The 25,682-nt window shown below is 69.6% G+C and carries 24 protein-coding genes; 16 read left to right on the top strand and 8 right to left on the bottom strand.

The genetic code is table 11. The features are described 5' to 3' along the window. Nucleotides 1-404 precede the first annotated feature (404 nt). Complete coding sequence (locus NV348_RS07655) at nt 405-968, top strand: hypothetical protein (RefSeq protein WP_447146388.1); 564 nt, start codon at nt 405-407, stop codon at nt 966-968. Here the strand turns inward: NV348_RS07655 and NV348_RS07650 are convergent. Then, nucleotides 952-1,899, bottom strand: a complete 948-nt coding sequence (locus NV348_RS07650; protein ID WP_447146387.1) for a GlxA family transcriptional regulator — start codon at nt 1,897-1,899, stop codon at nt 952-954. The two genes, NV348_RS07655 and NV348_RS07650, sit on opposite strands and share 17 nt — an antisense overlap. Before the next feature lie 129 nt (nt 1,900-2,028). Between NV348_RS07650 and NV348_RS07645 the strand changes: the two genes are divergently transcribed. From NV348_RS07645 to NV348_RS07610, 8 genes are all read left to right on the top strand, one after another. Then, nucleotides 2,029-2,970 carry a Rossmann-fold NAD(P)-binding domain-containing protein gene (locus NV348_RS07645; RefSeq protein WP_447146386.1) on the top strand — a complete coding sequence of 314 codons (942 nt, stop codon included), beginning with the start codon at nt 2,029-2,031 and terminating at the stop codon, nt 2,968-2,970. 80 nt (nt 2,971-3,050) lie between these two features. Next, nucleotides 3,051-4,016 carry an alpha/beta hydrolase gene (locus NV348_RS07640; protein ID WP_447146385.1) on the top strand — a complete coding sequence of 322 codons (966 nt, stop codon included), beginning with the start codon at nt 3,051-3,053 and terminating at the stop codon, nt 4,014-4,016. Nucleotides 4,017-4,048: 32 nt separating this feature from the next. Next, nucleotides 4,049-4,384, top strand: a complete 336-nt coding sequence (locus tag NV348_RS07635; RefSeq protein ID WP_447146384.1) for a TfoX/Sxy family protein — start codon at nt 4,049-4,051, stop codon at nt 4,382-4,384. Nucleotides 4,385-4,474: 90 nt separating this feature from the next. After that, a complete protein-coding gene (locus NV348_RS07630; RefSeq protein ID WP_447146383.1) occupies nt 4,475-4,924 on the top strand; it encodes a VOC family protein in 450 nt (149 codons plus the stop codon). A 245-nt stretch (nt 4,925-5,169) separates the two neighbouring features. Further along, the gene (locus NV348_RS07625; protein WP_447146382.1) at nt 5,170-5,391 is read left to right on the top strand and encodes a DUF8691 family protein; all 222 of its coding nucleotides are present in this window, start codon (nt 5,170-5,172) and stop codon (nt 5,389-5,391) included. Between the two features lie 173 nt (nt 5,392-5,564). Continuing rightward, complete coding sequence (locus NV348_RS07620) at nt 5,565-8,168, top strand: winged helix-turn-helix domain-containing protein (RefSeq protein ID WP_447146381.1); 2,604 nt, start codon at nt 5,565-5,567, stop codon at nt 8,166-8,168. Nucleotides 8,169-8,346: 178 nt separating this feature from the next. Then, nucleotides 8,347-10,239, top strand: a complete 1,893-nt coding sequence (locus tag NV348_RS07615) for an alkyl/aryl-sulfatase (protein ID WP_447146380.1) — start codon at nt 8,347-8,349, stop codon at nt 10,237-10,239. Continuing rightward, nucleotides 10,239-11,213 carry a DUF389 domain-containing protein gene (locus NV348_RS07610; RefSeq protein ID WP_447146379.1) on the top strand — a complete coding sequence of 325 codons (975 nt, stop codon included), beginning with the start codon at nt 10,239-10,241 and terminating at the stop codon, nt 11,211-11,213. The genes NV348_RS07615 and NV348_RS07610 overlap by 1 nt, the downstream gene beginning before the upstream one ends. 60 nt (nt 11,214-11,273) lie before the next feature. On the opposite strand, the gene NV348_RS07605 is transcribed toward NV348_RS07610, so the two are convergent. Beyond that, nucleotides 11,274-11,621: an SHOCT domain-containing protein gene (locus tag NV348_RS07605; protein ID WP_447146378.1), complete on the bottom strand. Its 348-nt coding sequence runs from the start codon at nt 11,619-11,621 to the stop codon at nt 11,274-11,276. Nucleotides 11,622-11,633: 12 nt separating this feature from the next. Beyond that, nucleotides 11,634-12,065, bottom strand: coding sequence for a DUF6325 family protein (locus NV348_RS07600; protein ID WP_447146377.1), 432 nt, complete (start codon nt 12,063-12,065; stop codon nt 11,634-11,636). 149 nt (nt 12,066-12,214) lie between these two features. Here NV348_RS07600 and NV348_RS07595 point away from each other — a divergent pair, with 149 nt between their 5' ends. Further along, on the top strand, nt 12,215-12,838 hold the full coding sequence (locus NV348_RS07595; RefSeq protein ID WP_447146376.1) for a DUF4203 domain-containing protein: 624 nt from the start codon (nt 12,215-12,217) through the stop codon (nt 12,836-12,838). 3 nt (nt 12,839-12,841) lie between these two features. Here NV348_RS07595 and NV348_RS07590 read toward each other — a convergent pair whose 3' ends face one another. Further along, a complete protein-coding gene (locus NV348_RS07590; protein ID WP_447146375.1) occupies nt 12,842-13,465 on the bottom strand; it encodes a TetR/AcrR family transcriptional regulator in 624 nt (207 codons plus the stop codon). Nucleotides 13,466-13,580: 115 nt separating this feature from the next. Here NV348_RS07590 and NV348_RS07585 point away from each other — a divergent pair, with 115 nt between their 5' ends. The 6 genes from NV348_RS07585 to NV348_RS07560 all read left to right on the top strand — a co-directional run bounded on the left by NV348_RS07585 (nt 13,581) and on the right by NV348_RS07560 (nt 21,020). Beyond that, on the top strand, nt 13,581-14,954 hold the full coding sequence (locus NV348_RS07585; RefSeq protein WP_447146374.1) for a flavin-containing monooxygenase: 1,374 nt from the start codon (nt 13,581-13,583) through the stop codon (nt 14,952-14,954). Then, complete coding sequence (locus NV348_RS07580; protein ID WP_447146373.1) at nt 14,951-16,096, top strand: serine hydrolase domain-containing protein; 1,146 nt, start codon at nt 14,951-14,953, stop codon at nt 16,094-16,096. Before NV348_RS07585 ends, NV348_RS07580 begins: the two co-directional genes overlap by 4 nt. 2 nt (nt 16,097-16,098) lie before the next feature. Beyond that, nucleotides 16,099-17,139: an NAD(P)-dependent alcohol dehydrogenase gene (locus tag NV348_RS07575; protein WP_447150966.1), complete on the top strand. Its 1,041-nt coding sequence runs from the start codon at nt 16,099-16,101 to the stop codon at nt 17,137-17,139. 14 nt (nt 17,140-17,153) lie between these two features. Further along, nucleotides 17,154-18,806: a steroid-24-oyl-CoA synthetase gene (casG, locus tag NV348_RS07570; RefSeq protein WP_447146372.1), complete on the top strand. Its 1,653-nt coding sequence runs from the start codon at nt 17,154-17,156 to the stop codon at nt 18,804-18,806. 12 nt (nt 18,807-18,818) lie between these two features. Continuing rightward, nucleotides 18,819-20,558: an N-acyl-D-amino-acid deacylase family protein gene (locus tag NV348_RS07565; protein WP_447146371.1), complete on the top strand. Its 1,740-nt coding sequence runs from the start codon at nt 18,819-18,821 to the stop codon at nt 20,556-20,558. Between the two features lie 126 nt (nt 20,559-20,684). Next, complete coding sequence (locus NV348_RS07560) at nt 20,685-21,020, top strand: hypothetical protein (protein ID WP_447146370.1); 336 nt, start codon at nt 20,685-20,687, stop codon at nt 21,018-21,020. Between the two features lie 3 nt (nt 21,021-21,023). On the opposite strand, the gene NV348_RS07555 is transcribed toward NV348_RS07560, so the two are convergent. The 4 genes from NV348_RS07555 to narH form a co-directional block, all read right to left on the bottom strand. Further along, entirely contained in the window at nt 21,024-22,448 is a 1,425-nt protein-coding gene (locus NV348_RS07555) for a DUF1254 domain-containing protein (protein WP_447146369.1), read from the bottom strand. Nucleotides 22,449-22,558: 110 nt separating this feature from the next. Beyond that, nucleotides 22,559-23,314, bottom strand: a complete 756-nt coding sequence (gene narI, locus NV348_RS07550) for a respiratory nitrate reductase subunit gamma (protein ID WP_447146368.1) — start codon at nt 23,312-23,314, stop codon at nt 22,559-22,561. After that, nucleotides 23,311-23,991 carry a nitrate reductase molybdenum cofactor assembly chaperone gene (gene narJ, locus NV348_RS07545; protein ID WP_447146367.1) on the bottom strand — a complete coding sequence of 227 codons (681 nt, stop codon included), beginning with the start codon at nt 23,989-23,991 and terminating at the stop codon, nt 23,311-23,313. The genes narI and narJ overlap by 4 nt, the downstream gene beginning before the upstream one ends. After that, the gene (gene narH, locus NV348_RS07540) at nt 23,988-25,682 is read right to left on the bottom strand and encodes a nitrate reductase subunit beta (protein ID WP_447150965.1); all 1,695 of its coding nucleotides are present in this window, start codon (nt 25,680-25,682) and stop codon (nt 23,988-23,990) included. Before narH ends, narJ begins: the two co-directional genes overlap by 4 nt.

Below are 25,682 nucleotides of genomic sequence, written 5' to 3'. Positions count from 1 at the left end.
GGCTCCGGCGACTAGAGTTGGGCCCGACTTCACACCGAGGGGGCACCGTGGCAGATTCGCCGGCGGATCACGAGGATCCGCGACCACAGCAGGACGAGCTGACGTCGTATCCCGACGCGGTTCCGCAGGCATCGGCCAACCCGAGCGCGGCGGTGCCACCGTCTCCGAGCGGCGCCGGGGGGTCCGCGCCGTATCCGAATCCGGCGGTGTCGCCGAGCGCCGGGGCGGCGTACCCGCCGCCCCCTCCGCATGCGGCGGGTGCGCCCTACCCGAATCCGGCTGCGCCCCAGCCGTATCCGAACACAGCGGGGCACCCGGGAGCGCCCTATCCGCAGGCCGGGCCTGGTGGCCTTGCGCCCTACCCGCAGGCCGGGCCTGGCGGCCCTGCGCCCTATCCACCGGCTGTGCCCGGCGGGCCGGCGTATCGCCCGGCGACTCCCTATCCGGCGGCAGCGCCGGTCGACGTGGGTCCGAAAGTCGTTCCGCAGAATGTGCAGATCGCGTTCTACGTGATGCTCGCCGGCGCGATCGTGACCGTGCTCAGCGCCGCCTACATGCTGACCACCATCGACAAGATCCGCTCGGACGCGCTCGACGCCTCGGGTGGGGTGTTCCGCGGCGACGACCTCGACATCCTCGTCTACGCGGGCCTCGCAGGCGGAATCCTGACCGCGCTGGTCACGGCGGGCCTGTGGGTGTGGATGGCCTTCGCCTGCCGCGCGGGCAAGAACTGGGCCCGCATCACCGGCACCGTCTTCTTCGGCATCAATGTGCTGTTCTCCGTCATCGCCGTGATCAGCACGGTCACCGCGCCCGACGCCGACCTGCAGTCCCTGGCCTTCACCGTGGTGACCGTGATCATCGGCCTGGCCGCGGTGATCCTGCTCTGGAACCCCCGATCCGCCGCCTTCTTCGCCCCGGCCCCGCCGCCGGGATACCAGCCCTACCCGCCTACCGGGCCGTGGTGAAGTTCGCCCGGTAGGTACTCGGCGGGACACCGAGCTGGCGGATCATGTGCTGCCGCAACGATTCCGCCGACCCGATCCCGCTGTGCCTGGCCACCTGCTCGATCGGCAGCGACGTCGATTCCAGTAGTTCCCTGGCCCGGTGCAGCCGCTGGTGCAGCAGCCATTTCTGTGGGCTGAGCCCGGTCTCCTCGTGGAAGCGTCGGGTCAGCGTGCGCACACTCGTCGTGGCGTGCTCGGCGAGCTCGCGCAGCGACAGGGGAGTGTCGAGCCGGGACAGCGCCCAGGCGCGGGTGGCCGAGAGCGAGAGATCGTCGTCCGGGGGGAGCGGGGTGTCGACGAACTGGGCTTGGCCGCCGGGACGCACCGGGGTCACCACGGCGGCGCGGGCCGCCTCGTTGGCCACGGTGGCGCCGTAGTCCTGGCGAATCAGATGCAGGCACAGGTCGATTCCGGCGGCGGCGCCCGCCGAGGTGGTGACCGGGCCGTCCTCGACGAACAGCGCGTCGGTGCGCACCCGGACCGCCGGATGCGCGCCCGCCAGTTCGTCGGCCAGCCCCCAGTGCGTGGTGGCGGTCCGCCCGTCCAGCAGCCCGGCCTGGGCCAGGACGAAGGCGCCGCTGCAGATCGAGGTGACCAGGGTGCCCCGGTCGACGGCGGCGCGCAGCGCGGCCAGGATGCCCGGATCGGCGCCGGTCCGGGCGCCGGTGCTGGGCACGATCACCGTGTCGGCCGATTCCAGCACGTCGAGCCCGTGCGGGATCACCACATCGAACCCGCCCGAGTTCGCGAGCACCACACCGGGTTCGGCGGTGCACACCAGCACGCGATAGCCGGGCGCGCCGCCGACCACCACCGATTCCATCAGCGATCCCGGCATGGCCAGATCGAACGACTTCACCGGGGGCACGGCGACAACGGCGACGGTCTTCATGGCCTGATCCTTGGGATAGCTGGCATTCCAGCCACTAGTTTAGCCCGCCCGCGCCCGGCATCGTTGGTGGTGCGTCCGGCGAACGGCGTCGGAGCGCTACGAAATCTGTTGCTGGGAAAGGGAATTCATATGCCCAAGCATGTCGTGATCGGTCGTGGGGCCACCGCGTCCGCCGCCGCGCTGTTGCTCGCCGAGTCCGGCGACCGCGTGACGATGATCAGCCGCGGCGGCCTCGGCCCCGATCACCCCGGAATCGACCGCGTCGCCCTCGACGCCACCGACACCACCGTGCTGATCGAGCACGTCACCGGCGCCGCGACCGTGTTCAACCTGGCCATGCCCGCCTATCACACGTGGCCGGAAACCGTTCCGCCCCTGTTCGGTTCGATCAGGGCCGCCGCCGAGACCGCCGGTGCGAACCTGGTGATGATGGGCAACCTCTACGGCTACGGTCCCGTCGACGGCATCGTCGACGAGGCGACCCCGCTGGCCGCCACCGGCAACAAGGGCGAGGTCAGGGCCAGGATGTGGACCGAGGCGCTGGCCGCGCACGAGACGGGTGGGCTGCGCGTCACCGAGGTGCGCGCCGGCCAGTTCCTCGGCGCGGGCGCGGTCTCGATCTTCTCCCTGCTGGTGCAGCCCGCCGTGCTGGCGGGCGAGCAGGCGCGGGTGCCGCAGGCGCTGGACCTGGCGCATTCGTTCACCGCGATCGACGACGCCGCGGCCGCGCTGGTCGCCGTCGCCCGCGACGACCGCGCGTGGGGCCGAGCCTGGCACGCGCCGATGATCACCACCACCGTGCGCGCGGTCGCGAACAGGCTGGCGGCGCTGGCCGGTGCGCCCGAGCCCGACCTGGCCGTGCTCGCCGACGCCGAGATCGCCGAGCTCGCGCAGGGTGATCCGTTCTGGGGCGAGCTGTTCGAGACCGCGCACATGTCGCACCGGGAATTCGTTGCCGACGATTCCGCACTGCGCGCCACCTTCGGCGTCACCGCGTCCGCGCTCGACGACGTGTTGCGCGCGGTACTGCCGGCGGCTGCCTCGAACGTCGCGAAAGCGGGGATGCCCTAGGTTTGCCAGTACCTCGCTTTCAGGCGGACACGAGCCGGTCAATGCCGGATATCGGCTGTTTCGTAGGGCATGCTCGGAGTATGCGTCGGCTCCTGTGCTGTGTGCTCGTACTGCTCGGCTGTGGGTTCGTGATCGCACCGCGCGCGTCGGCGGAAGCGGGCGTTCTCGATGTCCGGCCGCTCGGCGGCAGGCAATACGAAGTGGTCGTGTATTCGGCGGCGATGAACCGCCCGATCACGCTGTGGCTCTCGCATCCCGGCGCGGGCGCGCCCGCGCTGTACCTGCTGAACGCGGTCGACGGCGGGGAGAGCGGCGGGCCGTGGATGCGCCGCACCGACGTGGTGGACTTCTTCGCCGACAAGCCGGTCAACGTGGTCGTCCCGATCGGCGGCCGGGCCAGCATGTACACCGACTGGCAGCGCGACGACGCGGTCCTGGGCCGCAACAAGTGGACCACTTTCCTCACCAGCGAGCTCCCGCCGCTGCTGAACCAGCGATTCGGCATGACCGGCGCCAACGCCGTCGCCGGTCTGTCGATGTCGGCCACCTCCGCGCTGAACCTGGCCATCGCCGCCCCCGGCCTGTATCGCGCGGTCGGCGCGTTCAGTGGGTGCACCCAGACCGCGAACCCGTTGGCGCAGGCGCTGGTTCGGGCCCAGCTGGCGACGTTCGCCGCGGACGCCACCAACATGTGGGGCGGTCCGATCGACCCGGCCTGGACCGTCAACGACCCGGTCGTGCAGGCCGAACGCCTGCGCGGCACCGCCATCTACCTGTCCGCGGGCAACGGCATCCCCGGTCGGCACGAGGCGATCAACGATCCGAGTATCGCGGGCAATCTCGGCATCCTGGTCGACCGCCTGCTGGTCGGCGGCACGATGGAGGCCGTCGCCGGCAGCTGCACCGGTCCGATGGCGGCCCGGCTGGCCCAGCTCGGCATCCCCGCCGACGTGCGCTTCCGGGCTGCGGGCACCCATGCCTGGCCGTACTGGCAGGACGACGTGCACGACTCGTGGCCGATGTTCGCCGCCGCCCTCGGTCTCTGAAACCTGTCGGTGCCCCGGCGCACACTGGGGCCATGGCCTATGACGAGGAACTCGCCGAGCGCATCCGGGAGATCGTCTACCCCGGGCAGGATCTCGTCGAGCAACGGATGTTCGGTGGACTCGCGTTCCTGGTCGGCGGCAATATGGCCGTCGCCGCCAGCGGCAAGGGCGGGCTGCTGGTCCGGGTCGACCGGGCCGAGGGGGAGTCGCTCATCGACGGGCAGTCGGTGGCGCCGATGGTGATGGGTGGCCGCGAGATGGTGGGCTGGCTGCGCGTCGCCACCGCCACCGTCGAGGACGACGTGGTGTTGCGCGAGTGGGTCGAGCGGGGCGTGAACTACGCCAGATCCCTGCCGCGAAAAAAGTAGGAAGAACTTCGGCGGATGTGTCGAGCCGGCGCGATCGGCTCCGACCAGTGGGTGACAGCAAGCCAGCGCACACTCCCGAAGGAGCACGTCATGTCCGTCAACACCTTCCTCTGGTTCGACACCGACGCCGAAGCGGCTGGTGAGCTCTACGCCGCGACGGTGCCGAATTCGCGCGTCGTCGAGGTCACCCGGCAGGCCGACGGCTCGGCCTTCATCGTCACCCTCGAGCTCGACGGTCAGGCCGTCACGCTGATGAACGGCGGACCGGCGCATCCGCACACCGACGCCGCCTCGCTACAGGTCGTCGTGGACACCCAGGACGAGGTCGACCGGCTCTGGGACACCCTGTCCGAGGGCGGCGAGCCCGGCCCCTGCGGCTGGCTGAAGGACCGTTTCGGCCTGTCCTGGCAGATCGTCCCGTCGGTGCTGCCGAAGCTGATGAGCGGCGACGCGGACCGGGTCATCGCGGTCGGCACCGCGCTGCGATCGATGTCCAAGCTCGACATCGCTGCCCTGCAGCAGGCCTACGACCAGGCCTGACCCGGAGACGTCGACGGCCGCCGCGGATCGGTAGTTCGCGGCGGCCGTTCGGGGCGTGCCGGGTCAGCCGGCCGGTGCCGGTGTAGGCGGTGCCGACGTAGTGGGTGCTGCCGCCGACCGTGACGCCCTGGACGAGCGCCGAGGCCTGCGGCGCCACCAGGACGCCGGCCGTTTCGGCGCAGGTGACGCCGGAATCATCCCGTGCGGATGAGGCGAACGGTGCGGCGGTCGTCGAGACTGGGCACATGCCGACGTCGGATGCGGTTCGCTACCAGTTCGTCATCGAGGGCGAACTCACGGAACGTGCTGTCGCCGCGTTCCCGGAGCTCCGGCGCAGCGCCCATTCGCCCACCGGAACCACCACTCTCTACGGCGAGCTGGCCGACAGCACCGCCATGCGGGGCGTGCTCGCTCGCATCGATGTCCTCGGGCTCACCCTGCTCGGCATGTCCCGCCTCCCCGACTGATCGTGAGGTTGCCAAACAATAGCCGGTCGCGGCAAACCGTCGCGATGACGACGATCTGATAACGAGCATCCCGACTCCGCATCACCGCTGAACGCGCAGCTCGCGTATCGCCTACCGTCGAACCTGCTGGTGGATCGGCCCGCAGGGGAGACGACGAGCTCAGGAGTGTGCTGGTGGCGACTTCGTACCGCGCGATTGCTGAAAGTCCTTCGGTCGTCGATGCCCGCGTCCCCGAGCTGTCGTTCGCCGCCGTCCGATCCGCCGATCTCAGTGCCCGTCTCGACCGCGCACACGCCGGCGCCGGGCACACGGTGCTGGTGTCGGGGCCCGCGGGCAGCGGCAAGACCGTCGCCCTGGTCGACTGGGTGACCCGCTCGCGGCGCGTCCGCTCGGCCACCATCGGCTGGCTGACCGTCACCGAGTCGCTGGCGGCGGGCGGTGAGCTGATGCCGGCGCTCGCGCAGCTCCTCGACCGGTCGGCCGACCTGGCCCCCGACGGCGCCCTGCGCACCCCCGTCGACCAGGCGGCCGAACTGATCGATGCCATGGCGGGCGCGGTCGATCGAGCGGTCCTGGTGATCGATGACGCCCACCTGATCACCGACCCGCTGCAACTGGCCGGGCTCGAGTACCTGCTCGCCCACCTGCCCGGCGCGGTCACCGTGCTGATCGCGGGCCGGTTCGATCCGCCGCTGCGCTGGCACGCGATGGAGCTGGCGGGCAAGCTCACCCGGATCGGCGTCGCCGAGCTCACGCTGTCCCCGGAGCGGATCGCGCAGCTGTTCGCCCAGCACGGCTGCCTGCTCGACGAGGACGAGTTGGCCATGGTGCACAGCCTGACCCGGGGGTGGGCCGCGCTGGTGCGGATCGCCGCGATCTATCTGGCCGCCCATGCCGAGGACCGCGACACCGCGCTGACCACCCTGGCCAGGCCCTCGCACGCGGTCGCGGATTTCCTGGTCGCCGAGCTGATGCAGTCGCTGCCGCCGGAGACCCTCGAATTCCTGCTCGTCACCGCGGTGCCGGCGCGGTTCTGCCTGCCGATGGCCGAGGAACTGGCTGGCGCGCACGCGGCCCGGATCCTCGACGAACTGCTACGCGCGAACTTCCCCGTGCACACCGTCGCCGACGCGGGGGAGCTCTGGCACAGTTACCACCCGCTGCTGCGGGCCTACCTGCAGGCCGAGGCCGCGCACACCAGGTCCGACCGGTTGCCCGCCCTGCATCGCCGGGTCGCGGGCTGGTTCTGCGCCGCCGCGTTGCCCGCGCCCGCGCTCGAGCACGTCATGGCCGAACCAGGTACGCCCGGCCTGGTGCCGTTCCTGCGGGACTGGGGGCTGCGGATGGTGCTCGACGGCACCGGCCACCTGCTGCTCACCGCCGTCGACCACGTGCCCGAGGTGGCCGAGGACAGCTACCTGCGGCTGCTGCGGGCCGCGGTCGCCGTGGAGGCGGGCGAGATCTCCGCCGCGGAGGTCTATCTCGAAGCCGCGCACGTCGGACCGGGCGAGGAGTCGCGGATCGTGCCCGCCGCGTGGATGGTGGCGCTCGACCACGCGGTCAGCGCGGGCGTCGCGGTGCTGGTGGGTGACGCGGGGTCGACGCGCTGGCCGCTGCCGCCGGTGACCGGTCACCCCGACCTGGATTGCTACGCCGCCCTGCATTGCGGCTGCGCCGAGGTCGCCGGTGGCGAATTCGACGGCGGCGTCGCCGCGCTGCGGCACGCGATCGTGCACGCCGAAGAGGCCGGGCTCGGCCGGACCGCGGTGCGCGCCAGAACGGCGGTGGCCGTCGCGGCCGGGCATTCGGGACGGGTCGGGGAGCAGCGCGCACTCGCCGCCGCGGCACTGGACTGCGCCGCGCGTCACGATCTCGGCGGCTCGGCCGAGGCGGCCTTCGCCGCGATCGTCGCGGCCTACGCCGCCTATCAGCAGGGCGAGCCGGTCGACCGGCCGCTCGCGGCGCTACCGGTGGAGGCCGCCTTCGACACCGCCACTCCCGCGCCGCTGCGCCAGGCCGCGATCCTCATCGGTGTGCTGAGTTTCGGCGCGGCGGCCGATCGCGCCGCCGCCGCGACCACCCTGTGCAAGCAGACGCATCGGCTGATCGACGAGTCACCGACGCTGGCCGGGACGGCCGCGCTGGTCACCGACGTGCTGTGGGCCCTGTTGCGGCTGCAATCACGAACGGACGCACAACAACTGGTCGACCACGCCGCCCGGGTCCTCGGCCCGGCACCGGAGGTCGTCGTCGCCGAGGCGGCGCTGGCCGTGTACACCCACCGCCCGACCGCGGCGCTCGCACTGCTCGAACCGTTGCTCGCCGGCGTGCCGCCGGCGAACTCGGGTCTGTCGGTGACGGCCTGGCTGCTGGTCGGGGTGGCCGCCGACCGGCTCGATCGCCCACGCAAGGTCGACGAGGCGTTCGAGCAGGCGCTCGCGCTGGCCAGCGGCGAACAGCTGATCCGTCCCTTCCTCGACGTGCCGGGAGCCGCCGAGATGCTCGACCGGCTGGGCGGGAGTTTCGGTCGCTTCGACGCCTTCGTCGACCTGGTCCGTGGCTGCCGTGGTCCGGCCGCGGGCGCGCCGCAGCTCACCGACACCGAACTCGCTGTGCTGCGCCAGCTTCCGTCGGGTATGACCGCGGTGAACATCGCCGCGAACATGGGCGTCTCGGTGAACACCGTGAAGACCCACCTGCGCGGCATCTATCAGAAGCTCGGCGTCAACGCGCGCGCCGACGCGATCGCCGACGCCCGTCGGATCGGGCTGATCTGAACCGTCCTGACCCGCCGCGGCCGAAGTTCACCCCGTTCGGATGAGGTCGCGGCGGCGCCCCGGTGTGATGCTGCGGGTGCGGTCGATTCGGGGTTCGACGGTCCCGCACGCGCGAGGGTCAGGCGTCGAGTTCGGTCCGATCGGCGCGAGTCGCTCATCTGTCGTGGGAAGGGAACCGATGACCAGTCAGCAGCAAGCCTCGGCCAGCATCGAAGCGGGCAACGACCAAGCGTCGCGCACGCTTCCGTTCGACGACACCCAGGATTTCGCTGATGCCGAACGCGGATTCGTCGCCGCGCTGTCGCCGGGCGTGGTCCGCGACGCCGACGGCAGGGTGGTGTGGGACAGCGGCGCCTTCTCCTTCCTCGACGGCGAGTGCCCGCCCACGGTCCATCCGAGCCTGTGGCGGCAGTCGAAACTGGTGGCGATGCAGGGCCTCTACGAGGTCACCGACGGCATCTACCAGATCCGTGGTCTCGATCTGTCCAATATGACGCTGGTGGAGGGCGATACCGGCGTGCTCGTGATCGATCCGCTGATCTCGAAGGAGACGGCCGCCGCCGGTCTCGCCCTGTATCGCGAGCATCGCGGTGACCGTCCGGTGACCGGGGTGATCTTCTCGCACTCCCACATCGACCACTTCGGCGGTGTCAAGGGCGTGACCACCGAGGCGGACGTCGAGGCGGGCCGGTGCCCGATCATCGCGCCGGTCGGGTTCATCGAGCACGCGGTCGAGGAGAACGTCTACGCCGGAACGGCGATGGCCCGGCGCGCGGCCTACATGTACGGCGCGGCGCTGCCTGCCGGACCGCTGGGCGCGGTCGGCGCCGGGCTGGGACCGACGACCTCCACGGGCACGCCGACCCTGATCCTGCCGACCGTCTCCATCGAGCACACCGGCCAGGCCGTGACCGTCGACGGCGTCGCCATCGAATTCCAGATGACGCCCGGGACCGAGGCTCCCTCGGAGATGAATTTCTACTTCCCCGACCGGCGCGCACTGTGCATGGCCGAGAACGCCACCCACACCCTGCACAATCTGCTGACGCTGCGCGGCGCGCTGGTGCGTGATCCGCACGTGTGGTCGAAGTACCTGACCGAGGCGATCAATCGCTACGCGGGCCGCTCCGACGTCGTATTCGCCTCACACCACTGGCCGACCTGGGGCACCGAACGGCTCACCGAATACCTGTCGATCCAGCGCGATCTCTACGGTTACCTGCACGACCAGACGCTGCGGGCCCTGAACAAGGGCGCCACCGGCATCGAGATCGCCGAGGACATCCAGCTGCCACCCGCCGTCGCGAACGCGTGGTCCACCCACGGCTACTACGGCTCGGTCAGCCACAACGTCAAGGCCATCTACCAGCGGTACATGGGCTGGTTCGACGGCAATCCGGCCACCCTGTGGCAGCACACCCCGGTCGAGTCGGCGGTGCGCCACGTCGATTTCATGGGCGGTGCGGACGAGGTCGTCGCCAAGGCCCGCACGGCCTACGACGACGGCGATTTCCGCTGGGTCGCCCAGGTGCTGAACTACGTGATCTTCGCCGACCCGGACAACGCCGAGGCCACGGCGTTGCAGGCCGATACGCTCGAACAGCTCGGCTACGGTTCCGAGAACGGCACCTGGCGCAACTTCTTCCTGATGGGCGCCTACGAGTTGCGTAACGGCAAGATCGGTACGCCGACGGCGACCAACGCCCCCGATATCCAGTCGACGCTGTCGGTGGAGCAACTGTTCGACGCCCTGGCCCTGCGCGTCGACGGCCCGCGGGCCTGGTCGGCGACGATCGTCATCGACTGGCGGGTCGGCGACGGCCCGGTGCACCGCACCCACCTCCGCAACGGACTGCTCGTCCACTTCGACGTCGACGGCGATCTCCCGCCCGCGGACGCGACGTTCACCCTCACCGCACCGGACTTCCAGGCGGCCCTGCTCGGTGGCGCGTCGCTGCCGGACATGATCGCGGCCGGCCGCGTCACGGTCGACGGTGACGCGGGCAAGCTGGCCGAACTCGTCGGCTACCTGGACGCTCCCGATCCGGATTTCTCGATCGTGACGCCCTGATGTCCACCCTGGGATTCCTGGTCCCCGCCGATCAGCGCCGATCGCTGGACGAGCTCACCGACAAGCTGGATCTGTCGGTCGGCGCGGTCACCGCCAAGCGGTCGGCGTTCTGGATCATGCTGGTGCTCTCGGCGGTGATCGCGATCTCGGGCGTCATCGGTGACTCCACCGCCACGGTGATCGGCGCGATGATCGTGGCGCCGCTGTCGGTGCCCATCCTCGGGGTCGCGCTGGGGGTGGTCACCGGCCGCGCCGCGCTGGTCGGGCGCAGCCTGCTGCTGGTGCTGGCGGGGATCGTGGTGGTGGTCGCCCTCGGCTACCTGTTCGCGCAGGTGCTGCCGAATCCGGTCAATGTGCTCTCGAACGCCCAGGTGGTCGGGCGCACCTCGCCGAAGCTGATGGATCTGACCGCCGCGCTCGCCACCGGGCTGGTGGCGGCGGTGGCCGTCACCCGGCGCGATGTCGGCGATGTGCTGCCCGGGGTGGCGATCGCGATCTCGCTGGTGCCGCCGCTGGGTGTGGTCGGGGTGTGTCTGGGCTCGAGCGCGCCCTCGCTCGCGCTCGGCGCGTTCGTGCTGTTCGCGTCGAATGTCGTCGCCATGATCATCACGGTGACGGCGGTGCTGCTCATCGCGGGCTACGCCGGGGAGGCGGAGGCGTCGTCGGCCCGGCGCGGTCGCGCGTATCTGGTGCTCGGCGCCGCGCTGGTGCTGGTCGCGATCCCGATGGTGATCAACTCGCTGTCGACCCTGTGGGCCGGGCAGATCGCCGACGCGACCAGTGAATGGCTGGGCGACGCGCCGGGGGCGCAGGTCATCGATGTCTCGCTGCACAGCGACACCGCGACGATCTCGGTGCTCGGTCCCCAGCAGCTGCCACCGGTGGCCGAGCTACAGGAGGCGGTGGACGATCTGGTGCCGTTCGACCCGAAGGTGGTCGTCGTCCACACGGTCGGCGCCAGACTCCAGGAGTGACCGCTCGAACGCACCGTGCCCCCGGACCTGTCCGGGGGCACGGTGCGTCGGAGGGCGTGTTCAGCCGAGCAGTTGCGCCTTGGCGGTGGCGAATTCCGCGTCGGACAGCGCACCCGCGGAGTGCAGCTCGCTCAACTGCTTCAGCTTGTCGACCAGGTCCACCGGTGGTGCCGGTGGCGGTGCAGCGGCGGCGGCCTGCTGTGCGGCCGCCTGCTGCGCGTAGGCCTGTTGCTGGGCGGCCTGTTCGGCGGCCTGCTGGTCGCTGACGGCCTGCTGTTCGGCCGAGCGTTTGGCGGCCCGGTTGTGCATCGCGTTGGACGTCGCGGTGGCAGTGCCCGCGACGACCGCGGTCCGTGCCACGGTGCCGAGCAGTCCCGGCCGGCCACCGCGGCCTCGTCGTAGCGGCATGTCGTCTCCTCCCTAGGCCGTCGCCGCGGCGGACACCGCGGACTCGACGACATCACGGGGAACCGGCACCTGCAGCGCGACCTCGCCGTCGACGCCACGCACCGCGGCGGCCAGCCGCACGGCCCAGGTCTGCTCGAAGACCAGGATCAGGGCCGTACTGCCCGGCTCCAGCGATGCGCGCACGACGGCGACATCGGACTCGCTGACCAGATCGATGTCAGCGGCGGTGAGCCCGGTGCGGCCGATCTCGGTGATGTTGTCGTCGATCTCGGATTCGGTGACCGTGCCGTCCTCATCCATCGTCAGCACCACCAGATCCAGCAACGTCACCAGCCCGTTCCCGACGACCTCGGCGAGCGCGTCGGTGACGGTCGAGTCGATGGTGGTGCCGGGAAAGGCGAGGACGACGAATTCGACCGGGCCCAGAACAGGTGTTGTTCCCATTCCGCGATGCTGCGCCGATCGGGCTCCGCCCGCCTCACCCGATTCGGGTGAATCCCGAGCCGCATGGAATTCACCCGGAAAGTGTGACGCGGGGTCGCCGCGTGCGCCTTAGCGTCGAGGTATCAGCGGTCCCCTCGAAAGGAGTGCCCATGAACGGCATCGTCGTCGTGGTGGTCGGTGCTCTTCTGTGCTTCTACGGCATCCGCTCGGTCCACCTGGGGATCCTCGCGATCGGTTTCGGTCTCGGCTGGATGATCGCCGACCTGTTCAACGCCACATTCTGGTGGCTGTTGCTGATCGCGCTGATCGGCGCGATCTCGTCGTGGGTGATCACCTCGCTGGTGTTCCGCTTCGCGTCGTATTTCATCGGCGGCCTGACCGGCGCGATGATCGGCGCCAAGCTGGCCACCGTGCTCCAGCCCGGCGACAAGAATGTCCCGCTGAGCATGATCGTCGCGCTCGCGATGTGCGTGGCCGGTGCGTTCCTGGCGCAGAAGTTCCGGGCGCGGGCGCTGCTGTGGCTGACCTCGATCGGCGGCGCGAGCATGGTGCTCAGCGGTGCCGCCCTGATGAGTGATTCGCTGGAATTCCTGCGTCACCCCGAGGCCGGTTGGGAGCAGGTCACCGCGACGCTGGCCTGGATCGGGCTGTCGGTGCTCGGCTGGATCGTCCAGCGGCACCTGTTCGCCGAGAAGCTCGGGATCGAGCACCTCGCCGGCGGCGACGATCAGATCGACCAGAGCAAACGCAACGGCGGCTGGCCCACCCGCTAGCGCCTACTCGGTCGGCGACTGCAGCGCGGGGAACCAGACATCGGTCAGCACCGTGGCGGCCTTCTCGGCCGTGACATCGATGACGCCCTGCATGGCCCACCGGGTGAAGAACCGCTCGAGCTGGGCGACGAGCAGTTCGATCCGCAGCCTGGCCTCGTCGCGGCGGTGTTCGGGCCAGCGGGCGAGGTAGGCGGGCATGCTGTCGGCCAGGGTCATGATCCCCTCGCGCGCCACCGCGCGGAATTCCGGTTCGAGCGCGGTGGCCTCGTCCCAGGCCGGGAGCATGTCCTTGTTGGTGAGGAACCAGTAGATCGCCCGGGTCATCCACTCCTCGAACGCCGCCCTGGAGCCGGTGGTGAGCACCCGGTCGAGGTCGGCGTAGAACTCCCGGACACTGGTCAGCGTGCCCTCGTTGGCGATCGCTCGCAGCACTTCGCCCTTGCTCGTGAAGTGCAGGTAGAACGTCGCCCGGCTGCAGCCGACGGCGGCCACGATGTCGTCGACCCGGACCGCGGAGTAGCCCTGGGTCTCGAACAGCGAGCGCGCGGTCTCCACGATCTTGTTCCTGGTGAGACGCTTCTGTTCCTCGCGCAGGGAGCCGCGGCGGGCAGCGGGTTCGGTCGCCATGAGTCCATCCTAGACGATCCGCCCATTCACTAGACACCATGTCCAGCGAGGCGCTACGCTGTGGTTCACGTCACTCGGCCCGGTCATCGACGACCGCGCTGTTCAGGAGTTGTGCATGGATACACGCGAATTGCCCAGGGTCTGCGTCATCGGCGCCGGACCTTCGGGTATCACCGTTGCCAAAAGGCTGGCCGAGAACGGGATCCCGTTCGACTGTTACGAGGCCTCCGACGAAGTCGGCGGCAATTGGTACTACAAGAACCCCAACGGGATGTCGGCCTGTTATCAGAGCCTGCACATCGACACCTCGAAGTACCGCCTGCAGTTCGAGGATTTCCCGGCGCCCGAGGAATGGCCGCACTTCCCGCACCATTCGCAGCTGCTGCAGTACTTCAAGGACTACGTCGACCATTTCGACCTGCGCGACCGCATCCGGTTCAACACCCTGGTCACCGCCGCCGACCGCGACGACGCCGGGCTCTGGCGGGTGACCACCGCGGCGGGCGACACCGAGGTCTACGACGCGCTGATCGTCTGCAACGGCCACCACTGGAATCCCCGATTCCCCGACTACCCGGGCGAATTCGACGGCGTGCTGATGCACAGTCACGCCTACAACGACCCGTTCGATCCGGTCGACATGCGCGGCAAGCGGGTCGTGGTGGTCGGCATGGGCAATTCCGGGCTCGATATCGCCTCGGAGCTGTCCCAGCGGTTCATCGCCTCGAAGCTGTTCGTCTCGGCCCGCCGGGGCGTCTGGGTGCTGCCCAAGTACGTCAATGGTGAAGTGGGCGACCGGCGTTCGATGCCGTCGTGGATTCCGGCCAAGATCGCGCTGAAACTCAAGCAGCGATTCGTCCGCAAGAATCGCGGCGACATGGCCAACTACGGCCTGCCCGCGCCCGACCACGAGCCGTTCGAGGCGCATCCCTCGGCCAGTGAGGAGTTCCTGCACCGGGCCGGCTGCGGTGACGTGGAGTGCAAGCCCGCGATCACCCGCTTGGACGGCGACACCGTGCATTTCGCCGACGGCAGCAGCGAACAGATCGACGTGATCGTGTGCGCCACCGGCTATCACATCAGCTTCCCGTTCCTCACCGACACCGCGCTGGTGCCCGACGCCGCCAACCGGTTCCCGCTGTTCCAGATGATGCACAAGCCCGGGGTGGACAATCTGTTCTATCTCGGCCTGGCCCAGCCCATGCCGACGCTGGTGAACTTCGCCGAGCAGCAGAGCAAGCTGGTCGCCGCCTATCTGACCGGCCGCTACCACCTGCCCCCGCGTGCGGAGATCGACACGGTGCTGCGCGAGCAGGAATCCCGGCGCACCGGCCGCTATTACGACTCGCCTCGGCACACCATCCAGACCGAATTCGAACCGTATGTGCGCTCGATGACCAAGGAGATGGCCCGCGGTGCGAAACGCGCCGCCGCGGCGGGCAATACGCTGCCGGTTCCCGCTCGCGCGACCGCGGGGGTGCCGCGATGAGCGCCGCCGGTTTCTGTCGCGACGAATTCGCCGGTGTGCGCGCGGCGTTCGACGACGAGCTCGACACGGGCTCCGAAGTCGGTGCGGCGCTGTGTGTCACCGTGGACGGTGATCCGGTCCTGGACCTGTGGGGCGGCTACGCCGATCCGGGCAGGACCCGGCCGTGGGGTGCCGACACCCTGGTCAACGTCTTCTCGGTGACCAAGACGATGACCGCGCTGTGCGCGCTGCTGCTGGTCGACCGCGGCGAGCTCGACCTCGACGCGCGGGTGGCCGCCTACTGGCCCGAGTTCGCGGCCAACGGCAAGGACGCCATCCTGGTCCGGCACCTGCTCTCGCACACCTCGGGCGTCTCCGGCTGGGAGAAGCCGATCGAGCTGTCCGACATCTACGACACCGAGGCCGCCGCGGCCCGGCTGGCGACCCAGGCGCCCTGGTGGGAGCCGGGCACCGCGTCGGGCTATCACGCCATCAACTACGGCCATCTCGTCGGTGAACTGGTTCGCCGTATCACCGGTCGCTCGCTGGGCCGCTTCTTCGCCGAGGAACTCGCGGGCCCATTGGGCGCCGATTTCCACATCGGCACCGGTCCCGAGCACGCCGACCGGATCGCCACCCTGATCCCGCCGGAGCTGCCCGAATTCGACCTGTCGACGCTCGACCAGGACAGCGTGCTGATCAAGACGCTCACCAGTCCCTGGCTCGAGGTCAGCGAGACCGCTACGCCGCAATGGCGGGCGGCCGAGATCGGTGGGACGAACGGACACGGCAACGCGCGCTCGGTGGCCCGGATCCAGTCGCTGATCGTCAACGGCGGTGAACTCGGTGGCAGGCGGTTCCTCTCGCCGGCCACCATCGAGCTGATCTTCCGCGAACAGGCCGACGGTATCGACCTGGCACTGCTGACCCCGCTGCGCTTCGGCATCGGCTACGGGCTGCCCCGGCCGCAGACCTTCCCGCACATCCCCGACGGCCGGGTCTGCTGGTGGGCGGGCTACGGCGGGTCGATGGTCGTCAACGACCTGGATCGCCGGATCACCTTCGCCTACACCATGAACCGGATGGCGACGGGCCTGATCGGCTCCGATCGCTGCGACCGATATCTCAAGGCTACCTTCGACGCGGTGGGGGAGCTCCGATGACGATGCGCGCGATGCAGCTGACGGCGCCTGGCACCCTCGAACTGCGGACGGTGCCGGTCCCCGACCTCGGACCCGACGATCTGCTCCTGCGGGTCGGCGCGGCCGGGATCTGCCATTCGGATTCTTTCGTGCTGAGCCTGCCGTTCCCGATGAGTGAGAAACCCCTGACGCTCGGCCACGAGATCGCGGGCACCATCGAGGCGGTCGGGTCGCGGGTCGCGGGCCGCCGGGCCGGCGAGCGTGGGCTGGTGTATCTGTGCTGGTCCTGTGGTGAATGCCGGGAGTGCTTGCACGGCAACGAGAACGTCTGCCTGGCGGCGGGCCGCACCGCCATGCCACCGTGCCCTGGCCTCGGCCCCGACGGCGGCATGGCCGAGTACGTGCGGATCCCGGTGCGCTCGTTCGTCCCCATCGGCGACATGGATTTCGCGCAGGCCGCACCGCTGGCCGACGCGGCGCTCACCCCGATGCACGCCATCCGCGGCGCGATGGATCAGCTTTGGCCGGGCGCCACCGCGGTCGCGATCGGCATCGGCGGCTTGGGCCACGTCGCGGTCCAACTGCTGAAGGCGCTCACCGAGACCAGGGTGATCGCGGTCGACGTCGATCCCGACAAACTCGCCCTGGCCACCGCCTGTGGCGCCGACGTCGTGCTGACCGCCGGTGACGACACCGCGGCCGCCATCCTCGACCTCACCGGCGGCCGCGGCGCCGAGGCGGTGTTCGACTTCGTCGGCGCCGACGCCACGGCCAAGCTGGCCGTCGAAACCGTCGCGCCCAACGGCGCCTACCGGATGGTGGGTCTGGCGGGTGGCATCCCTGGCATCGACTCCGGCCCGGCCGGTGGCCCCGGCCTGCCGTGGGGTGCCACGGTGCGCAAGTCCTACGGCGGCACCAGAAGCGACCTCGTGGACGTGATCACGCTGGCCGCCGCGGGCAAGGTTCGCGCCGAGGTCGAACGCTTCGACCTCGCCGACGCCCGCACCGCCTTCGACCGACTCGACGCAGGCGCGATCCGCGGACGCGCCGTCCTCATTCCCTGATGGAGAACAAGACCATGACCGATGTAGTGGACCCGCAGGAATTCGTGGCCAAGGTCGCCGCGGGCCTGACCGCGCCCGGCGCGCCCTTCGAGATGACCGTCGAACCCGTACTCGGCGTGCCGATTCCGGTGCTGGCACACCGCCGCCGCAGCCTGCGTGAGCTGCTCGAACACTCGCTGGGCTGGGGTGAGCGCGACTACCTGATCACCGAGGACCGCCGCCTGTCCTTCACCGAGCACGCCGCGGCCGCGGGCGCGCTGGCCACCGCGCTGGCGACCCGCTACGGCGTCGGCAAGGGCGACCGGGTCGGCATTCTGGCGGCCAACGGCCCGGACTGGGTGATCACGTTCTGGGCCGCGCAGTGCCTGGGCGCGATTCCGGTCGGCTATAACGCCTGGTGGGCGCCGCCGGAGATCGCCTACGGTCTCGAGCACACCGCGCCCACCGTGGTGATCGCCGACGCGAAGCGGGCCGCGGTGCTGGCCGAGACCGGCACCGATATCCCGGTCCTCACCATGGACAACGACCTGCCCGCCCTGATCGCCGAGTTCGGCGGCGGCGAGATCCCGAACACGCCGGTCGGCGAAGACGATCCGGCGGTGATCCTCTACACCAGCGGCACCAGCGGCAGGCCCAAGGGCGTGGTGCATTCGCAGCGGAACATGGTGGCCATCAGCGACTATCACCGTTTCACCGACGCGATGCTCGCCGCCTTCAGCGGCCAGCCGCCCAGCGACGCGCCGAGCGATCGCCGCTACCTGGTCACCGCGCCGCTGTTCCACATCGCCAGCCTGCACAATCTCGTCATCCCCCGGCTGGTGACCGGCGCGGCAGCGGTGTTTCCGCACGGCGCGTTCGAGGTCGGCCGGGTGCTGAGCCTGGTCGAGCGCGAGCGGGTCACCAACTGGGCCGCCGTGCCGACCATGGCTTCGCGCCTGCTGGATCACGATGTGGCCCAGCATGATCTGTCCTCGCTGAGCGCGCTGTCGCTCAATTCGGCGCCGTCCTCGCCCGCGCTGCTGGCCAGCCTGCGCGAGAAGATCCCGTCCCTGCAGTTCGCGCTGACCACCAGCTACGGACTCACCGAGAGCGGCACCGCCGCGACGGTGGCCACCCCGCTGGATCTGGTCGCCGACGACGCTTCGGTCGGCAGGCCGATCTTCGGTGTGGCGGTGGAGATCCGCGACGCCGACGGCGCGGCCGTGCCCGATGGCGAAGAGGGCGAGATCTGCATCCGCAGCCCGTACGTGATGCTCGGCTACTGGAACGACGACGCCGCGACCGCCAAGGTCATCGACGGCGAACGCTGGTTGCGCTCCGGCGATTTCGGCACCCTCACCGACGGCAGGCTCACCGTCTCGGGCCGGCGGACCGACCTGATCCTGCGCGGCGGCGAGAACGTCTACCCCACCGAGATCGAGAACGTGCTGTGCGAGCATCCCGCGGTCGCCGAGTGTGCTGTCTTCGGTGTCGCCCATCCCGATCTCGGGCAGGAAGTGGCGGCCGTCGTGGTCGCCGAGCCCGGCGCGGTCGACCCGGAGGAACTGCGCGCCTTCGTCGCCGCGCGGCTCGCCTATTTCAAGGTGCCCGCCCGCTGGCGGCTCACCGCGGAAGCCCTGCCGCGCAACGCGACAGGCAAAGTCACCCGGCGCGAGCTCGCGCTGTAAGAGGGGTCGGTTATGTTCGACAGCATCATCAAGGGCGGCCGCTGGTTCGACGGCACCGGCGCCGCGTCGGCGATCCGGCACCTCGGAATCAAGGACGGCAAGGTCGCCGAGATCTCGGCCACGCCACTCGACGAGACCGGCTGCGACCGGGTCGTCGACGCCACCGGCAAGTGGGTCGTGCCGGGCATGATCGATATCCACACCCACTACGACGTCGAGGTGCTGCTCGATCCGTCGCTGTCGGAATCGGTGCGTCACGGCGTGACCACCGTGCTGCTCGGTTCGTGCTCGCTGTCGACGGTGCACGTCGACGGCGAGATCGCCGGCGACCTGTTCGGCCGGGTCGAGGCGATTCCGCGCGCCCATGTGGTGCGCGCGGTGGAGGAGACCAAGAGCTGGCACTGCGCCGCCGAGTACGCCGCCGCGCTGGACGCGCTGCCGCTCGGCCCCAATGTGGCGAGCTTCATCGGGCACTCCGACATCAGGTCCGCGGTGATGGGCCTGGACCGGGCGACCCGCAAGGACGTCAAGCCCAGCGACACCGAACTCGCCGCGATGGCCACGAAGCTGACCGAGGCGCTCGACGCCGGCTTCGTCGGGATGTCCTCGCAGCGGCTGCTGTTCGACAAGCTCGACGGCGAGCTGTGCCGCTCCCGCACCCTGCCCTCGACGTATTCGACTCGGGCCGAACGCAAGACGCTCAACACCATCCTGCGGACCCGCGGTCGCGCGCTGCAGGGTGGGCCCGACGTCAACCGGTCCGACACGATGATCGCGATGGCGGCGAGCAGCATCGGCCTGTGGCGCAAGCCGCTCAAGGTGAGCCTGCTCTCGGCCGCCGACATCAAGGCGATTCCCGGTGTGGCCAAGGTGTTTCCGCTGCTGGCGCGGGCGATCAACGCGCTGAAGGGTGATTTCCGCTGGCAGCATCTGCCGGTGCCGTTCGAGGTCTACTCCGACGGCATCGACTTGCCGATCTTCGAGGAATTCGGTTCCGGCGCAGCGGCTCTGCACCTGTCGAACCACATCGACGAGCAGCGCCACCTCATGCAGGACGAGCAGTACCGGCGCAAGTTCCGCAAGGACTACGACCAGAAGTACGGCCCCCGCGTCTGGCACCGCGACTTCTTCGACGCCGACATCGTCGAGTGCCCCGACCCCACCGTGATCGGCAAGACCTTCGGTCAGGTCGGCGTCGATCGCGGCGGCGTGCACCCGGTCGACGCCTTCCTCGACCTGGTCGTCGAGCACGGATCGAAGCTGCGCTGGCGCACCACCATCTCCAACCATCGGCCCGAGGTGCTGAACATCCTCGCCGCCGACCCCGGTATCCAGCTCGGCTTCTCCGACGCGGGCGCGCACCTGCGCAATATGGCCTTCTACAACTTCGGCCTGCGCCTGCTGCGGCGGGTCGCCGACGCCGAGCGGGCGGGCACCCCGTTCATGACCGTCGAACACGCGGTGCACCGGATCACCGGCGAGCTCGCCGACTGGTACGGCCTGGACGCGGGTCACCTGCGCGTCGGTGACCGCGCCGACGCCGTCGTCATCGACCCGGCGCACCTCGACGACACTCTCGACGCCTACGCGGAGAACCCGATACCGGAGTTCGACAACCTGCCGCGCATGGTCAATCGCAACGACGAGACCGTGACCGCGGTGTTCGTCGGCGGGCGGTACGTGTTCGGCGCGGGCAGTAAGGATCCCGCGCTCGGCACCGAGCGCACCGGCCGGTTCCTGCGCGCCGGGTAGTCGCCGCGACCGCCCACCGAATCGCCCCTGGGGCGGCCCGGTGGGCGGTCCGCGTTCCTCGATCTGGGACAGTCGAGGCAAGACCGGGGTTGTCGATCCCGGGACGCCCCAGCGAGAGGATCGCCCATGTCGGACGCGAAGCGGATCACCTGGGGCAAGCCACGTCGGCCCAGCGACGCCGACCGCGACGCGCTACGCGAGGACCTGCTGGCCAAGGCCCGAGCCGTACGCTCCGACGGCTGGTCCGCCCACCGCGAGACCTGGCCCGCGGGCCAGGTAGCCGTCGTCGCCTACCTGCTCGGCGACACCGAGGTCCTCACCGAACTCGACGAGACCGACAAGACCGTCCTGAGCCGCTTCGCCGCCGACCTCTTCGGCTTCACCGGCGGCCGCAAGGACAACGAGAAGGGCCTCGTCGACACCCAGGCCTGGTTCGACGCCGTCCGTAAGGCCCTGGGCTGAGCGTCAGATCGGTTCGAACTCGTTGAGTTTCCAGGTCTGGTCGAACCACGGTTCGAGCGGGCCGTAGAGCCGGAACACCGGGAACCACGACTTGCCCGGCACGGTCTGCACCCAGTTCGACTCCGTGCCCGCCGGCGCCGCCGGGCCGAAATACAGGTCCCAGGAGCCGTCGTCGTTGGCCACCAGCTCGCCGGTGTTGGAGGCCACCGCGGGCCACAGCGTGTCGGGCACCTGGAGCAGTGAGCGGGTCTGGGTGTCGTAGACGTCGACGGCCCAGAAGTTTCTCACCGGCGGTTCGGGGTCGACGTGCAGCCGGTAGGTGCGGGCGCCGTCGAGGATATCGCCGTTGGCGTCGTGCACCGTGTAGGTGTACGCCGATCCGGCGCCCGCGACGGCGTGGGCCATCGCGGGCGTGATCACGGTGGCGATGTAGTGGAACCGGGTCCGCGCGTCGAGCAGGCGGGCGCCGTCGCGCAGGAATTCGTGACTGCCGCCGACGAACACGTTGCGCCAGCTGCCGTAGAGGATGGTCCCGTCGTCGCGTGGCGCGAACGCGATCGCGCGGGACAGTCCGGCGCCGACGCGGGCCGCGTTGTCGAGGATGGCGCGCAGGCGATCGTCGGGGGCGAAGGGCTTGCCGTGCACGATGCCGATCGCGGCCAGCTGCCCGGCGCGTTCCGGGTCCAGCGCGGTGACCGGTTCCTCCTGGACGAGTTGGTCGATCTCGTAGTAGAACGACAGGTCGTTGGCGTGCACGGTGTTGAACGCGGTCTGTGCGAAGTCGATCCACGTGTTCACCGGCGGATCTCCGGCTTCGGCCAGCGGGTAGATCCGGGTGCGCTGCAACTCCGGCACGCCGCCGAGAGCGCGCAGGACCACCCAGTCGGTATAGGTCGGGGACCGGTAGATGAAATAGCCGTCCGGGAGATCGCCGGTGTGGCCGGGCGGTACGAACAGGTACTTGCCGCCCGCGCCCTTGTCCGGACCCGGAATGCCCATGTCGGCGACGTAGCGGAACCAGAAGTCGTCGACCACGCACATCGACCCGGGCGGTGCTTCGATCACCGTCGGTCCCCAGGCCCTCAGGTCGATAAAGGTAGTGCCGTACGTGGTTTCGGTATTGGGGGTCAGCGCGATGCCAGTCGAGTCAGCGCGCGGGTCGGAGAATCCGATGGCGTAGCCGCCGATGCCCAGCGACCGCAGACCTGTGCGGAAGGCGACCAGGGAGGCGCCCGGAACACAGTTGAGGAACACATCGATACCGCGCAGCAGGTCGAGGCCGTCGTAGAGCGTGTTCACCGACTCCGGCAACGGCACTCCGTCGAAGAACTTCAGCACGCCGAACGGGCTGTCGATCTCATCGGAAGTGGAGATGGCGTCGATCGCCGCGCGCATCTGTTCCGGTGTGAAGCCGCGTGCCTCGGACATGTCAGATCCTCCCTGCGGAATCGACTACGGTCCCATCCGACGCTAGGCGTGGCGACGTGGCATCGGCCTCACACGGAATGGGTGAATTCATCCCGCCGGAACGGACGCCCTCACCAGCGGTCGGGGGTGACCGGGGCGTCCCAGGCCTTGGCGAAGCGGGTCTTGTCCTTGGTGTCGACTTCCTTGCGGCGGTAGACGATGTAGGGCCGGGTCAGGTAGCCGATGGGGGCGCTGAACATGTGCACGAGGCGGGTGTACGGCCAGGCGGCGACCAGGGCCAGCACGACCAGGCCGTGCAGCTGGAACGTCCACGGGACACCGACCATCAGACCTGGTTCCGGGCTGATGGTGAACAGGCTGCGGAACCAGGGGGAGACGGTCTCGCGGTAGTTGTAGGTGCCCCACAGCAGGTTGGAGCCCCAGGTGTTGAGCAGACCGGTGACCAGGGCCAGCGTCAGCAGGGTGTACATCATCACGTCATTGCGGCTGGTCACCTTGCGCACGGCGGGGACCACGATGCGGCGGTAGCACAGGATCGCGACGCCGACCACCACCATCAGCCCGGCGACCGAACCCGCGCCCACCGCGACGAGGTGGTAGGCGTGCTCGGAGATGCCGAGCGCGGTGGTCCACGACTCGGGGATCAGCAGACCCATCACGTGCCCGCCGAACACCCCCAGCATGCCGAAGTGGAACAGCGGGCTGCCCAGCTGCAGCAGCTTGGACTCGTAGATCTGGGAGGACCGGGTGGTCCAGCCGAACTGGTCGAACCGGTAGCGCCAGACGTGGCCGAGTACGAAGGACGTGGCGGCGATGTAGGGCAGGATCAGCCACAGGCCTTCGGGGAGTGGGATGGTGGCGTTCATCGGCGGCCTTCCGTGGCGTCGAACAACGAGGGGTCCATGGCGAAGGGTTCCAGCCCGACTTCCTCCTCGGGTGGCCCCTGCGCGGCGAGCTCGGCGATGCGGCGCCGGTCGGCGGTGGTGACCGGCGGCAGTGTGGTCAGCACCGCGGCGAGCACGCCACTGTAGGGAGAGTTGTTGTCGCCCAGCGACAGTCGCAGCAGCTCCAGGACCGGAACGTGCTCGCCGAGCAGGCGCTCGCCGCCGATCGGGTCGACCGTGGCGGCGAACTCCAGCAGCACCGGCAGGTGGTCGGGCAGTTCCTCGTCACCGAGTTCCACCCCCGCCTGCCGGTAGGCGTGCTTGAACCGCAGCAGCGCCATGCCGCGCTTGCGGGTGTCGCCGTAGGCGTAGAAGGTCAGATGCAGGCTGGCCCGGCGGCGCATGTCGAAGGTCTCGACATAGCTCTGCGCCACCTCGATCGACGGCGTCTCGCGCAGATAGGTCAGCACCGCGTCGAAGTGCGCCCGCACCTCGGCGGGCAATTCGGCCGCGGCCGAGGACATCTGGTCCAGCAGCGCCAGCGTCGACTCACCGGGGTAGTCCAGCAGCAGCGCGGCCAGCCGCCAGACGACCCGCCGATCGTGCTCGGGCATGGCGGTGACCGGCTGCGGACGTTTGCGGATCGAGAGCAGACTCATTGCGCCGCACCGGTGACCGTGGAGTCGGCGACGGCAGCGCCGTTGCTGCCGTTGCCGTTGCTCCCTGCGTCGGCGCCGTTGCCGTTCGCGGTGGGCGCAAGCTTGTCGCCGCTCGGGACGAGCCCGCTGGTGCTGCGGCCGTCCCAGTTGAGCAGGTTGATCCGGCCCGACTTCTCCTCGGGCGCGGCCTGATTGGTGTCGGCCAGCGAGAACTTCTCCACCACCTGGTCGAACGCGGTCATGCCGGGCCCGCCGTCGGTGTCGAGACTGCACCCGGTGGCCAGCGAATCCAGTTCGTGCGCACGGGAGGTCGCGCCGGAGGGGATCACGTAGCGGTGCTCGTACTTGGCGATCGCGAGCAGCCGGTACATGGCCTCGATCTCCTCGGGCTCGAGCCCGATCGAGGGCGCGATCCCGGGTTCGGGTTCCTCGCCGAGGTTGACCGAGCGCATGAACGCGCGCATGCCGGCCAGGCGTTGCAGCGAGGCGCGCACCGGCCCGATCTCCCCGGCGGTGAACAGCTCGGCCAGGTATTCGATCGGGATGCGCAGCGCGTCGATGGCGCCGAACAGGTTGCCGGCGTCCTCACCGTCGTGCCCGGTCTCGCTGAGCACATCGACCACCGGCGACAGCGGCGGCACGTACCAGACCATCGGCATGGTGCGGTATTCCGGATGCAGCGGCAGGGCCAGCTGGTAGTCCACGATCAGCTTGTAGACCGGCGAATCCTGCGCGGCGGCGATCCATTCCGGCGAGATACCGGCCGCTTCGGCCTCGGCGATCACGCGCGGGTCGTGCGGATTGAGGAAGACACCGAGCTGCGAGGTGTACAGATCCTGCGGATCGGTGACCTGGGCCGCGTCGAGCACCGCGTCGGCGTCGTAGAGCATCACGCCGATGTAGCGCAGCCGCCCGACACAGGTTTCCGAGCACACGGTCGGGATGCCGACCTCCACGCGCGGGTAGCAGAAGGTGCACTTCTCCGCCTTGCCCGTCTTGTGGTTGAAGTAGATCTTCTTGTACGGGCAGCCGGTGATGCACTGGCGCCAGCCCCGGCACTTGTCCTGGTCGACCAGGACGATGCCGTCCTCCTCGCGCTTGTAGATCGCGCCCGACGGGCACGAGGCGGCGCACGACGGGTTGAGGCAGTGCTCGCAGATGCGCGGCAGATAGAACATGAAGGTCTCTTCGAACTCCAGTTTCACCTTGTCCTCGAGCTTGCCGAGCAAGGGGTCCTTGCCGACCGCCTCGGGCCCGGAACCGAGGTCGTCGTCCCAGTTCGCGCCCCAGGTGACCTTGGTGTCCTCACCGGTGATCAGCGACTTCGGCCGCGCGACCGGCGTGGTGTCGGTGGGCGGGGAGGCCAGCAGATTGTCGTAGTCGTAGCTCCATGGCTCGTAGTAGTCCTCGACCGTGGGCAGGTCCGGGTTGGCGAAGATGTTCATCAGGCGCTTGAACCGCGAGCCCGACTTCAGCGACAGCTTGCCACGCTTGTTCAGCGTCCAGCCGCCCTTCCACTTCTCCTGATCCTGGTACTGACGCGGATAGCCCTGTCCAGGACGGGTTTCCACATTGTTGAACCAGACGTACTCGGTGCCGCCGCGGTTGGTCCACGCCTGCTTGCAGGTGACGCTGCAGGTGTGGCAGCCGATGCACTTGTCCAGGTTCATGACCATGGCGAGCTGAGCCAT

This window comes from Nocardia fodinahabitans (assembly GCF_052983615.1).
The sequence above is the reverse complement of the archived record's forward strand: the minus strand, read 5'-3'. Positions and strand labels throughout refer to the sequence as shown.